At 61.9% G+C, this 13,167-nt stretch carries 11 protein-coding genes and 1 tRNA gene; 3 read left to right on the top strand and 9 right to left on the bottom strand.

What is annotated here, in order from left to right; translation table 11 throughout:
* Positions 1-67 precede the first annotated feature (67 nt).
* From QMA15_RS18540 to QMA15_RS18525, 4 genes are read right to left on the bottom strand one after another with little or no spacing between them, the layout of a single operon-like run.
* A complete protein-coding gene (locus QMA15_RS18540; protein ID WP_279163684.1) occupies positions 68-973 on the bottom strand; it encodes a TIGR03619 family F420-dependent LLM class oxidoreductase in 906 nt (301 codons plus the stop codon).
* Positions 974-976: 3 nt separating this feature from the next.
* A complete protein-coding gene (locus tag QMA15_RS18535; RefSeq protein ID WP_135000444.1) occupies positions 977-1,828 on the bottom strand; it encodes an SDR family NAD(P)-dependent oxidoreductase in 852 nt (283 codons plus the stop codon).
* A 46-nt stretch (positions 1,829-1,874) separates the two neighbouring features.
* A complete protein-coding gene (locus tag QMA15_RS18530; RefSeq protein WP_279163683.1) occupies positions 1,875-4,250 on the bottom strand; it encodes an EAL domain-containing protein in 2,376 nt (791 codons plus the stop codon).
* On the bottom strand, positions 4,243-6,546 hold the full coding sequence (locus tag QMA15_RS18525; protein WP_279163682.1) for an EAL domain-containing protein: 2,304 nt from the start codon (positions 6,544-6,546) through the stop codon (positions 4,243-4,245). Before QMA15_RS18525 ends, QMA15_RS18530 begins: the two co-directional genes overlap by 8 nt.
* 297 nt (positions 6,547-6,843) lie before the next feature.
* Here QMA15_RS18525 and QMA15_RS18520 point away from each other — a divergent pair, with 297 nt between their 5' ends.
* The 3 genes from QMA15_RS18520 to QMA15_RS18510 all read left to right on the top strand — a co-directional run bounded on the left by QMA15_RS18520 (position 6,844) and on the right by QMA15_RS18510 (position 9,241).
* A complete protein-coding gene (locus tag QMA15_RS18520) occupies positions 6,844-7,521 on the top strand; it encodes a tellurium resistance protein TerA (RefSeq protein WP_007728823.1) in 678 nt (225 codons plus the stop codon).
* A 290-nt stretch (positions 7,522-7,811) separates the two neighbouring features.
* A complete protein-coding gene (locus QMA15_RS18515; protein ID WP_020908540.1) occupies positions 7,812-8,006 on the top strand; it encodes a hypothetical protein in 195 nt (64 codons plus the stop codon).
* Between the two features lie 548 nt (positions 8,007-8,554).
* Complete coding sequence (locus QMA15_RS18510; RefSeq protein WP_029255863.1) at positions 8,555-9,241, top strand: hypothetical protein; 687 nt, start codon at positions 8,555-8,557, stop codon at positions 9,239-9,241.
* Between the two features lie 97 nt (positions 9,242-9,338).
* Here QMA15_RS18510 and QMA15_RS18505 read toward each other — a convergent pair.
* From QMA15_RS18505 to eno, 5 genes are all read right to left on the bottom strand, one after another.
* Positions 9,339-9,412 (bottom strand) — tRNA-Leu (locus QMA15_RS18505).
* A gap of 34 nt (positions 9,413-9,446) precedes the next feature.
* On the bottom strand, positions 9,447-10,412 hold the full coding sequence (locus QMA15_RS18500) for a Ppx/GppA phosphatase family protein (RefSeq protein ID WP_279163681.1): 966 nt from the start codon (positions 10,410-10,412) through the stop codon (positions 9,447-9,449).
* Positions 10,409-10,954: a DUF501 domain-containing protein gene (locus QMA15_RS18495; protein ID WP_020908542.1), complete on the bottom strand. Its 546-nt coding sequence runs from the start codon at positions 10,952-10,954 to the stop codon at positions 10,409-10,411. Before QMA15_RS18495 ends, QMA15_RS18500 begins: the two co-directional genes overlap by 4 nt.
* Positions 10,951-11,682 (bottom strand): septum formation initiator family protein, encoded by a 732-nt coding sequence (locus QMA15_RS18490; protein WP_020908543.1) that lies wholly within the window; start codon positions 11,680-11,682, stop codon positions 10,951-10,953. Before QMA15_RS18490 ends, QMA15_RS18495 begins: the two co-directional genes overlap by 4 nt.
* A gap of 20 nt (positions 11,683-11,702) precedes the next feature.
* Positions 11,703-12,989: a phosphopyruvate hydratase gene (eno, locus tag QMA15_RS18485; RefSeq protein ID WP_019744628.1), complete on the bottom strand. Its 1,287-nt coding sequence runs from the start codon at positions 12,987-12,989 to the stop codon at positions 11,703-11,705.
* Positions 12,990-13,167 lie beyond the last annotated feature (178 nt).

The raw sequence follows: 13,167 nt of genomic DNA, 5'->3' as shown, positions 1-13,167 counted from the left end.
TGCTCTCTCCTCGATCAGGCTGCACTACAACACTTCGCACGATAGAACTATCGCTTCAACGCAATAGTCATCGGGTCACCTTCGCGAAGGCCGACACCAGCTCGCCGAACTCCGACATCGCCGTGTCCGGATCCGGATCAACAGCTGCCAGCGCGACCAGCACATCGGTAGCACCGGATTCGAGCAGCTGTTCGGCACCGATCATCGTCGCCGGGAGATCGATCGAACCGTCAGCCCCGCGAACAACGGTCAGTCGCCCACGGACCTGCAATTCCGCTGGATCGCGTCCGAGATCCGCCATGGCCTTCTCGATGACATCGATCCCTTCACGTAGGTCGTCGTCCGCGGCGCCCATGATCGGAATCCACCCGTCACCCCAGGTTGCGACGCGTCGTACGACGGCTTTGGAGAGCGAACCGGATACCCAGATCGGGATTCCAGCGGCTGGACGGGGCGCGCAATACACGTCGTCGAACTTCAGACGAGGAGTGTCGATGCTCGCCGGCGCCGAACTCCACAGGGCCCGGCACACAGCGAGAGCGTCGTCGAGCAACGGTCCTCGTTTACCGAAGTCCATACCGACCGCGTCGTATTCGCGTTGCTGCCAACCGGTTCCGACGCCAAGGTCGAGGCGGCCACCGGACAGCAGATCGAGTGTCGCGGCAGTCTTGGCAAGTACCGCTCCCCCGCGAAGCGCCGCGATGACGATTCCGGTCCCCAAGCGAATTGTCTTCGTCTGTCCGGCAACAAAAGCCAGGACGGTCAGCGGTTCGAGCCAGTTGGCGTCAGGCTCGGTGGGGAACGCCGACCACGTATATGCCGAGTTGTCCGAGCCCATCACCACATGATCGGTGACGAGGACCCGGTCGAAGCCGGCAGCTTCCGCGCTCTGACAGACCTGCACGAGTTTCCCGTAGGAGTTCTCCGCGAGAGTGGTGCCGAAATTAGGAACGTTCAGACTGAAAGTTGTCATGTGTCAAGCCTTTCGGGGCCGGTTGGTCCAGCCGCCTTCTTCGGTGGGGAACCAGCCTCCGGCAGCGTGCGAGCCGCCGTCGACGTGGATGACGGTTCCGGTGATGTATCTCGCCAGGTCTGAAGCCAGGAACAGCGCGGGGCCGGCAATGTCGACCGGCTGGCCCGGTCCACCCAGCGGTGCCCACCCCGGCCACTTGTCCCAGTCATCGGCAGAGACGATCCTGCGATACGGCACCTGTACCGACTCGATCAAGTCGGGGGCAATGGCGTTGACGCGCACTCCGGTTCGACCGATTTCCACACCAAGACTTCTGGTGAACTGCGTCAGCGCAGCCTTGTATGCCGAGTACATGGTGTGGCCCGGGATCGCTCGATGCGCCTCCACCGTCGTCAGGTTCACGATCGATCCACCGGCTCCGCGATCGATCATGCCGGGAAGCAGGGCATGGGTCAGGCGCACGACGTGATCGAAATTGATGTTGCCCGCCTCGGACCAGAATCCTGGATCCGTACCGGTGAACGCTGTCGGCGGGTTCAGGAAATGACCCACATTGTTCACCAGAACGTCCGGCGCGAACTCGGTCAACGCGACGGGGACCTCCTGCGCACGCACGTCGTACTCGAGATGGTTGATCGAACCACCTGCAGCTGAGTCGAATTCGACCTCGCCCAGCGGTGCCATGTCCACAACCAGAACTGACGCGCCATGCGAGGCAAATGCTCGAACGATCGCTGCGCCGATTCCCTGGGAACCGCCTGTGACCACTGCCTTCTTACCCACCAACATCGGCCCTGGGAAGTACGCCGATCCGACCACCACGAAGACACCCTTCTGCAGTTCGATGTGAATCACTTCGGCGTACCGTCACACATCGATCGGCAAAACGGGCGCAAAGTTCTCACTCAGTGGTAGCCGCGACACCCAGCCTGCTCGGACCGCCTGGTCGCTCATTCAAATAGTCCGGAATCTCGGCTGCCCGTATCGGCATTCCCTCCAGGTACCCCTGGATCACGTCACATCCGCACTCCGTCACTATCGCGCGCTGCCTCTCCGTCTCCACGCCCTCGGCAACGGTGTCCAGCCCGAGAGATTTGGCAATCGCGATGACGGCTCGCAGGACAGCGAACCTCGAATTCGAGGGATCCGCGTCCAGCGGTGCGACGAACGCCCGATCGATCTTCAACCGATCGAGCGGCAGTCGGGCCAAGCTGGCAACCGAGGAGAACCCTGTACCGAAGTCGTCCATCGCAATCGCGATTCCGAGCGCCGAGAGCTGTACCAACACATCTCGGTCGGCATCGTCGATGACCAGCGATTCGGTCACCTCGATCTCGAGTCGGCTGGGGTGGAGGTTCACCTCGTTCAGTGTCTGGCGTACCGATTCGACGTATCGACTCGAACGCAGTTGCACCTGAGAAACATTGACGGCAACCCGAATGTCCTCCGGCCACGTTGTCGCTGCCGTGCAGGCAGCCCGCAAAACACCTGCACCGATCGGCACGATCAAGCCGGTTTCCTCGGCGACCGAAATGAAGTCTCCCGGCGAGACGAGACCTGAAGTCGGATGGTTCCACCGCAGCAGAGCCTCGAACGCGACAACAACTCCCGTCGCGGCTGAAACCTGCGGTTGATAGACCAACTCGAACTCTTCGTCGATCAACGCACGACGAAGATCCAACAGTGCTCTGGCCCGACCTGTCGCACGATCCCGCAAAGTCGCATCGAAGGCGCGAATCTGGTTCCGACCGCTCTCCTTTGCGTGGTAGAGCGCGAGGTCCGCAACAATCACCAGGTCTTCGAGGCTGTCGGCGTCGTCGGGCATCGAGCCGTACCCCAGACTGGCACGAATGCGAATCTGGTTGCCGACCAGTGAAAATGGTCGTTCGAATGAGTCGAGAATCGTTTGGAATCGTTCCTCAACCTCATCTGCACTCGCGATGTCGTCGAAGGCGATGGCAAACTCGTCACCCCCCAGTCGCCCACAGATCTCGTTCGATCGCAGAACGCTGTGCAGCCTGCTCGCAACATCGCGAAGCACGTCGTCTCCGACGTGGTGTCCCAACCGGTCGTTGATCGACTTGAAGTTGTCCAGGTCCAGAATCGCCAACCACACTCTGCGTCCGTCCCGAAGCCTCGACGAGAGCTGAGAGTTGAAGCTGTACCGATTCTTGAGCCCGGTCAGCGAATCGACTTCCGCCAGTCGCAAGATATTTTGACGCTGGTGATAAGAGTGCGTGATATCGGATCCGACACCGCGCCACCCGTAGTCCGCCCCGTCGCCGCTGGCGGGGTGACCTGACATCGACCACCAGCGAGTATCGCCCCGTACGACAACTTGCATGGTGAGGTCCCGAAACGCCGTCCCGGCTTGAAAATTCGCGGTGAGAAGATCAAGGGACTTCCTGCCCGCATCTGTTCGAGATGCGCCGATCCCGATCAGGATCTCGTGCATGGTGCGGCCCCGAATCTGCGCTGCCGGTAAACCGACCTGCTCGGCAAATCGATACGACACGGTACTGGCGATACCGCGCGAATCGGTTTCCCAGAGCCAATCCTGCGCTCCGTCTTCGAGATCGTTGAGCAACAATTCGACGAGATCTCGTTCGTCCTCGGCTACGAGTTCGGCGCGTAGCCGTCTCTCGAAGAGGTTGGCCAACAGCAAAGTTCCGCTGTAGAGCGAACCTACGAAGATGACCAGCACCCCGATCAGCACGAAACGCGATGTGCCCGGTTCCGTCCAGAACGCCCCGGCAAGCCCGACTCCCACCAGGCTGATCCAGACGACAGTGATTCCGCGAAACATCATGGTGGGAAACACGCCGACCGCGATCCCACCGATCAAGGTCGAGCTCAGTACCAATTCGTCACCAGGATCGAGCATCGGGAAGAGAACGAGAGCCAAGCACGCCAGGAGCACTCCCCAGACAATGATTTCGACTGTGAGCACCACCAATTCGGTGGTCTGGGACTCTGAGACTCCCATACGCGAGCGCCGGAGCCAATAGACACTGAACCCAGCGCTCGACAACAGCATGACACTCGACCAGGCGAAGCTGAACCATCCGGCATCCACCGGCAGGAGCACCACGATCGCTGACAACGCAACCGCCGCAGTCAGAAACGACCACGGAAGTACGCGCGCGGTGAACCGCAGGCGTCGATCGAGTAAGCGGCGGCGATCGTAATCCGAGAGGTTTTGTTCCGTGCCGCTGCGACCGAGCTTGCGCACAGACGTCTCGACACGACGCCTACGGAGTACCGCCGGGTCATCCACGTCGGCCTGCTACCGCCGCTGCGACCGCGTCGACCGACATGACCCCGCCGGCGATGTATCCCTGAACAGTCCTCACCCCTGCAGCGGCCACGGACTTCAAGTCCTCCTCACCGTCGACTCCCGAGACGACGACCTCCATTCCCAGCGCGTCGACCAGATCCACGACAGCTTCGAGAATCGGCCGTCCACCAGGCGCCGCACCCGAAATGGAGCGTTCTATCCGGACTCGGGTGAACGGAAGGCCGGACAGTGATGCGAGCGAGGAGAATCCGGCACCGAACTCGTCCACGGTCAGCGCGATTCCCATGTCTGCAATGGCGTGCAATGCAGACTTGGACTCGTCGGTGATCGCCGAGGATTCGTTGAGTTGGAGCTCGAGCTGATGTGCGCCGGCGTCCGATCGTCGAAGCGAATCCCCTATCGAGTCGACAAAGGAATCCGATTCGAGCTGACGCGTCGATACCGCGACGGCTACCCGCAGGTGATCAGGAAGACGCGACGCCGCCTCGCACGCCAGCTCGAAGACGGTCGTTCCTAGTGAATAAGCCAAACCGGTGTCGTCTGCGACGCTCATGAATTCGGCGGACGTCACAGCTCCGAGGCGGGCGTTGTGCCAGACCACGCGGACCTCCACGGCCACGATCTCGCGGGAGAGCACGTCGATCCTGGGCAGCAGCTCGAGTTCGAGGTCCTTCTCCGCGACGGTGTTTCCCAGATCTTCGAGTAGGCGGGCCCGCCGATCGGCCACGGACTTCATCGAGTCTCGATATTCACGCACGGCCCCGCGCCCGGATTCCTTTGCCGCGAACAACGCGAGGTCCGCAGCGCCCATCATTTCGTCGGCGGAGGACGGCAGTTCGGCGGGGAGGTAGTACCCGATGCTGCATCCGATCTCCAACCGCGTGCCGGCCACTGTGATCGGCTCATGCAGAGTTTCGATGTAGCGGCCGAGCAGAGTACGAACTTGCGAACTGTCACCTACATCGGTGAAAAGAATCGCGAACTCGTCTCCACCCAGACGTGCGAACAGCTGTGACATCCCGCCGGCCTCGGACAGGCGATCCGCGACCTCTCGCAGAACCGCGTCGCCAACGGTGTGACCCAGTGTGTCGTTGACCGATTTGAAGTTGTCGAGGTCGAGCATCGCCAACGCGAGACCACTTTCGATTGTGTACGGATCACGCAGCAGTCGCTCGAGCTCGGTCCAGAAGCTGTGCCGGTTCGGCATGCCGGTGAGTGCGTCCACCCGACCCATCCGCACGATCTCGTCACTCTGCAGTTTCACTTCCGTGACGTCGGAACCGACTCCCCGCCAGACGAACTCGTCAGGCGTGCGGCCGGGGCGCGGGCGTCCGGAGATCTGCCACCACCGGATTTCACCGTGCACTCGGACCGGAACGAGCACGTCGACGAATGCGGTCTTCGTGTGGCGGGCTTTCTGCAACTCCATGAGCGCATCGATTCCGCCGGGGATCCGTAGGGTGCCCAACTCCATGAACAGGTCCTGCCACGCCGTTCCCTGCAACTCGGTGGAGTCCAGCCCCGCTTCGACCGCGAGCCGCGTCGGGATTCGGTTGAACTTGCCTTTCTGGTCCGTCTCCCACACGAAGTCCCCCGCGTTGCCTTCGAAATCTTCGAGAAGCATCTGCACAACCGATCGTTCCGACGCGGCGCTCAATTCAGCTCGGTAGCGAGATTCCAGGTTGCCCGAGACCACTATCGTGCCGCCGATCAGAGCTGCGCCGTAGGCGATCATTCCAATGAGAATTCGTTCGAACTCGGGCCCCGGTTGAAGCCAGAATGCCACCCCGAGGATGACCATATTGGACAGGATCCAGGTGACCCCCACCATCCGCAACATCGCGGTGGCCACGGCTCCGGCACCGGTGATGGATGTGGTGACCGCTATCAGGATCAGGTCGCCGGAATCGTCCAGGATCGGGTACAGGACCAGGGCGAGCGAGGAATACAGGATCCCGACTACAGCAAATTCGACGATGAGAAACGCGTAGGACATCCGGTACGTGGGTGCGATCAGGTTGAAATGAATGGCGAGACCGACGCACATCCCCACCAACCCGATCACTCCGGACAGGAATGGCCACAGGCGCGGCAACGGTCCGCTGTCCGGCGGAATCACATACAACGTCAGCCCGAGTGTGACGACTAGGTGGACAGCAGCGGCCCACGGCAGCACGCCGAAGGTGACGGCTATCTGCTCACGAGTGACGTCATCGCGCTGCGCGGGCGTCAATCTTTCTCTCTGGTGGGGTTGCAGAAGAGACAGGACCGACATCACTTACCTCCCGCTCCCACGACTCAATTCGAATCGGACGTCCGACTCAGCAATTCTCTCGTAATTAAGCACTGCGCTGCCAACCAGTACGTCCGACCTATTTCGGAGTCAGGTCTGCCCACAGACACAGTAATCAGCAAACTACTGGTCTGCCGGTAGTTGGTGCGGCAAGTTTGATGCGGATGGGTTGAAATCAGACATGAGGGACAATGGCCGGAGATCGCCGATCACGTCGGTGGAGATTCCTCGACGGGTAACACGATCGGACTCATTCGAGTTCAGACAAGGACTATCACGATGGCAATCGACTACACCCGACGTTCCGGCGAGTCCACTCCGTCGCAAGCACCGGTCAGCCTGAGCAAGATCACGCTCACCAAATCGGCACCGACGGTCAACCTCGCGAAGGCGGGTGAACGACAAGGCAATATGCGGGTGAACCTCAACTGGTCGCAGGGAGCACCACCGAAGAAGACCGGTTTCCTCGCCAAACTCGCCGGCGCAGGTTCTGGCGCGGTCGACCTGGACCTCGGATGCCTCTACGAACTTGCCGACGGGTCCAAGGGAGTAGTTCAGGCCTTGGGCAACAGTTTCGGTTCACTGACTTCTCCGCCCTACATCTCCCTCGACGGCGATGACCGCAGTGGCGCGAACACCGGCGGCGAGAACATGCACGTCAATCTCGGTGACCCAAGCGCTTTCCGGCGAATCCTGATCTTCGCGATGATTTACGACGGCGCCCCCAACTGGGCGGCCGTGGACGGCGTCGTCACCCTGTATCCCACCAACGGCCCCGAGGTGGAAGTGCGGCTCGATTCGGCCAGCAACCAGGAGCGGTTGTGCGCAATCGCTCTCATCCAGAGTTCAGGTCAGGGCGTGACGGTGACCCGCGAAGTTCAGTACATCAACGGCAGTCAGTCAGATCTCGATCGGGCCTACAACTGGGGAATGAAATGGGCGGCTGGACGAAAGTAGGTGTCGCGGGCGGGGTGTCCCCCATCCGAATGACAATGTCCGAATCGTCCACAATGTCGCAAGTTACTGGATAGTGTCGAGAAGTGGGGTCGGACATGAGGGGTCACGCTCGACACCGATAGTGGGTCGGTGACGCTATGTGCTTGGCGACACCGACGTTCGACCGGAAAGGCCCTCGATTTCCCCCGAGATCGAGGGTCTTTTCGTATCTTGCGTCACTGTTCGGACCCGTTTTATTAGTTGATCGTTAAACTAAGCGTTCGTCCAACATGTACCGATGGAGAACGTGAATGTCCACGAATTCAGATCGACGCCCGCGCCTGCCCGTGAAAATCGCCTACCTCACCGCGGGAGTTCTCTTTGTCGCCGCCATGCTCCTGCTGGCAAGCGTCGTCAACCCTGACCGGGACCGCGATTTCTCCATGAACCACGTCCCCGCGGGGACGTCGGTAACCTCCGTCGTCGCCACCACTGACCTCGGCTAACGAAGGTACTGGTACGTAAGTGGCGCGCGTCACGAAGTGTGGGTACCTTCAACGCCAATGGTTCGCCGTAGGTCGGTATTGAGAGGGACGGCCAACCACTGCCCTGCCTGGTTGCCCCACCCAAGCAGGCAGGGCACCCCTTCAACTCCATCGACTTTTCTGCGGATCCACGCCGACACACTCTGGCGTCCGGACAGTTTCACCGCAGCGCCTGCAGTAATGGGTCCGATGCCCGCCATTCTCGGTCGAGGCACACCCGCAAACCTCCCAGCCGACGAGGCACGTATTGGCCGTCAGCGGGTGTCCGTTCGGGCAGCGGTCCGGGGATCGCTCGGTTAGCCGCATCTCCACATTTTCGCACACACGTTCGATACCTTGGTACTGCACACTGCAAATTCGATTGCACCGGCCGCTTCCGGTCAGCCCGAGCGCAACTATCCCTTCTGTCACTTCGGTCTGCTTTAATACGAAGGCTTTGTCGGGGGTTTACCAATGTCCGAAGTTGTCGAGTTTCTGCGAGCACACGCAGGCGAACACGGGGTTGAACTATGGGTTTCTTCAAGAAGGCGGCTGTGACTGCTCTAGCGGTCGCTGCAGTCGGAGCATCAACAGGGATCGCATCAGCTGATCCGTCAACCGACGTGAATTACGAAGCGAAGATCGTCGACAAGTCGATCGTCACCACCATCGATGCCGGGTTGTTCAAGGTGTCCGGCGACGGCAAGTCTGTTGTCTTGCAGGACAGCAAGGGAGCCGACCTTGTTTCACTGCCTCTCGCATACAACCTCGGGGATCTGCAGTTCCCCTTCGATCGCACGATCAGTGAAGACGGTAAGACCCTCACGCTGACACCGATCACCGATTCGGCGAAGGCAACACCTCGACCCGAGAGTGCGCCTGCGGCAAAGGAATGGACGCCGGTAGCGTCACCCGAGGAGAATGATCGGGCGATTGCGCACTTCCAGAGTCAGCTCGGTCTCGGCACTCAGGTCGGCAGCCTGCTCGGCACCATCGTCGGCGCCGGAATCGGTTGCGCTGTCGGCGCTCCGCTGGGCTTGACCATCGTCGGACTCCCCGTCGCTGCGGCACTGTGCCTGGGTGGCCTCGCAACAGGAGCCGGAATCGGCGGTGTCGCCGGAACGATCCTCGGTGGCGGCGGCGCGGCTGTCGTAGCCGGCATCGATCTCGTCAACACACTGAATGCGCCTGCCGGAACGACCGTCTGGGCCCAGTAGCCACTTGGTGAGCAGTCGTTGCTCCACGAAAACCCCGCCCGTCCGTATGAGGACGAGCGGGGTTCTTCGATATCGCACCGAATGTTGGACTACGCGGTGCCCCCAGTCGGACTCGAACCGACACTTGACGGATTTTAAGTCCGTTGCCTCTGCCAATTGGGCTATGGGGGCCTTGACGCACCCGACTGGTCGGGTGCGTCGGGAATCAGACTATCGGGTGGGTCTGAGCTATCGACATCGCGATGCCGTCGAGGATGTCGTGTTCGCTGACAACCAGTTCGGTGATCCCGGCTCTGGCTTCGAATGTCTGAGCCAGCACCGTGGTGATGATCGCTCCGCCACCGATGACGTCCACCCGCCCCGGATGCATCGGGCCGAAGGCGGCACGATCAACCCGAGGCATGGCGGTAAGTCGCTCGCACACCTCGAAAAGTTGCTTGAACGGAATCCTCGACAGGTGCACCTTCTCGGCGTCGTACTCCGGGAGTTCCTGAGCAATCGCGGCCAGCGTCGTCATGGTTCCAGCGACACCCACCCAGGTGTGAGCCTTCTCGACGGGCACGGCCTCGAATGCCTCGGCCAATTTCGCGGTCGCAAAAGCCGTCGCCTCGGAAACCTGCTCTGCCGTAGGCGGATCCGACGGTAGGCACCGCTCAGTGACGCGCACACAGCCGATGTCGGTGGAGTACGCAGCCTGGACGCCCGACGCGTCGCCGAGGACAACTTCGGTGGACCCGCCGCCGAGATCGACTACCACAAAGGGGCCCTCGGAGGGATCAAGTTCTCCCACAGCACCACCGAACGAGAGTCGCGCCTCTTCGTCGCCGGTGATCACCTCCGCTCCGGATCCGGGAATCACCGCACCGAGCACGTCCCGCGTCATCGTGAAGAAGTCTTCCCGATTCGCAGCGTCGCGAGTAGCCGACGTCGCGACCATTCGAACGGCGGTTGCTCCGGCATCGGCGATCATCGACGCGTACTCGACCAGCGCGACCCGGGTGCGTTCGATGGCCTCGGGCGCGAATGTCCCTGTCGCATCAACACCTTGACCCAGTCGCACGACGCGCATCTCGCGCCGGACATCCACCAGACGGCCGTCGGCGCCGACGTCGGCGATCAGCAGTCGAATGGAGTTGGTACCGCAATCGACTGCGGCAACACGGCGAGTCACCGGTCGGCGGTGTCGGCGTCGTCGATACCAGGCCAGTCCGCGGGAATTGCAGTTCCGCGGAGCTTTCCGTGGCCGGCCAAGGCAACGGACTCGTCACCGAGCGGATTGACGCCGGGACCCTTGGCAAGCGAATGCGCCATCAGCACGTGCAAGCACTTGACGCGATCCGGCATCCCGCCACCGGCAAAGTCGGTTCCGAGAGATTCGATCGCGTCCCGCTCGGCAAGGTACGACTCGTATGCCCGTCGGTAGGCCGCGGCAAGTTCCGGATCCTGGGTCAGGCGTTCAGTCATTTCACGCATGACACCGGCGGATTCCTGACGGCTCGCTTCGGCAGTCAGTCGCGGGTCGGTGAGGTAGTACAGCGTCGGGAACGGTGTTCCGTCCGGAAGTTTGGGGGCAGTCTTGACGACGCCGGGCTGACCGTCCGGGCTGCGGTACGCGATCTCGATCACTCCGCGTGGCTCACGGCCCAATTGAGCGGCAACGGCGTCGAGATCCGCTTGTGAAACCTGTGGGGAATTTTCGGACGTGTTGCTCACCCGGTGGGTACTCCTTGTTCTTCTGGCTCTATCGGCGCCAACGGCATCGGGGCCGGTGTCGTCGTCTCGGGAACCACTGGCGGTTCCGAAATCGTTTGCCACAGATCGCGATACCACGGACCTGTCAGCGGTGTTTCCTTTTCCTGCTTCTTCTCGGGTTCCTTGTAGTCGCCGGGAAGCTGAACCTGAAACGGGGTCTCGCCCGGTTTGACGTACCGAAGGCGTTCTCGTGCAAGAGCTTCGATGTACGCAGGGTCGTCGAAGCGCGCGTTCTGGCCCTGCAGCTTTCGCAGTTCTTCCTCGAGCACCTGACGTTCGGCCGCCACCTGCGCGGCATCCGAACGCTGGCTGATGTACGTACGCAGCGGCACTGCCAGTGTCAGCGCCAGCATGAGCACAACCATCGCGAGCACAACGGCCCGACTGGTGGACAAGCCGAAAATGGTGTTGTCCGACTTCGGAAGCCGAGACCAGAACTTGTTGGTTCCGCTCTTCCCCCGGGCCGACTTCGACCCACGCGCCGACGCTTTCTCGGCGGAGACCCCCGGTTGCGCGGGGTCTGTCGCAGCGGAATCAACTGCTGCCGGATCGACCGAAGATGCCGGTTCCGACGCGCGTGGGCGTCGAGCGCTGTCACGACGCGCACGCGACGGTGTGTCCCCACGACGGGAACCACGACCCCCCGGACTTCCGCCGGGGGATCGTGGCTTACCGCGCTGTGCAGACACTACTGAATCTTAGATTTCCGTCAGGCCTCGAAAGCGAAGCGCGGGAACGCAACCTCGCCGGCGTAACGTGCTGCGTCGCCGAGGTTCTCCTCGATACGCAGCAGCTGGTTGTACTTGGCAACGCGCTCGCTGCGGGCCGGAGCACCGGTCTTGATCTGACCGCTGCCGACGGCAACCGCGAGGTCGGCGATGGTGGTGTCCTCGGTCTCGCCGGAACGGTGGCTCATCATCGTCTTGTAGCCGTTGCGGTGAGCGAGATCGACGGCGTCGAGGGTCTCGGTCAGAGTGCCGATCTGGTTGACCTTCACCAGGAGTGCGTTTGCCGCACCCTTGACGATGCCTTCTTCGAGGCGCTCGGGGTTGGTGACGAAGAGGTCGTCGCCGACGAGCTGGACCTTGTTGCCGATCTGATCGGTGAGTGCGACCCAGCCGTCCCAGTCGTCTTCGTCGAGCGGATCCTCGATGGAAACGAGCGGGTAGGCGTCGATGAGCTCGGCGTAGAACGCCGCCATCTCGGCCGCGGTGCGGTTCTTGCCCTCGAACTTGTAGCCGGTGCCGTCGGTGTAGAACTCGGTGGCGGCGACGTCGAGAGCGAGCGCGACGTCGGTGCCCAGCTTGAGGCCGGTCTTGTTCACGGCGATCGTGATGAGGTCGAGTGCTTCCTTGGTGCCCGCGACGTCGGGAGCGAATCCGCCTTCGTCACCGAGACCGGTGGAGAGGCCCTTCTCCTTGAGGACCGACTTCAGGGAGTGGTAGACCTCGGCACCCCAGCGCAGCGATTCCTTGAAGCTCGGTGCGCCGATGGGAGCAACCATGAACTCCTGGACGTCGACACCGGTGTCTGCGTGCGCGCCACCGTTGAGGATGTTCATCATCGGGACAGGGAGAACGTGAGCGTTGGGGCCACCGACGTAGCGGAACAGCTCGAGGCCCGAGGACTCGGCAGCGGCGCGAGCCACGGCAAGCGAGGCACCGAGCAGAGCGTTTGCGCCCAGACGCGACTTGTCCGGGGTGCCGTCTGCGTCGAGCAGCGCCTGGTCGACCGTGCGCTGCTCGGTTGCGTCGATGCCGATGATGGCCGGAGCGATCTCGCCGAGCACAGCCTCCACGGCCTTCTCGACGCCCTTTCCGCCGTAGCGTGCGCCACCGTCGCGCAGTTCGACGGCTTCGTGCTCACCGGTGGAAGCACCGGACGGCACCGCAGCCCTGGCGAAACTTCCGTCTTCGAGCAGAACCTCGACCTCAACCGTGGGGTTGCCACGTGAATCAAGGATCTCGCGAGCTCCGACCTGCTCAATACTGGCCACTGTGTGGTTCTCCTTCGAATGGGCTTCGCATTGGGGCACGCTCTGCGTGCTTGACACTTGGGCTCCGACCCCTCCGGTCGAAAGAGGACCACGATCGCGGCTGGGCCTCTGCAGTGCCAGCACCTCTGTAGTGCCAGCACACAGCCTAACCGCACGGGCCGAAGGCTTCTTTATCGAC

Source organism: Rhodococcus sp. APC 3903 (assembly GCF_030407755.1).
GTDB classification, from domain to species: Bacteria; Actinomycetota; Actinomycetes; order Mycobacteriales; family Mycobacteriaceae; genus Rhodococcus_F; species Rhodococcus_F erythropolis.
The sequence above is the reverse complement of the archived record's forward strand: the minus strand, read 5'-3'. Positions and strand labels throughout refer to the sequence as shown.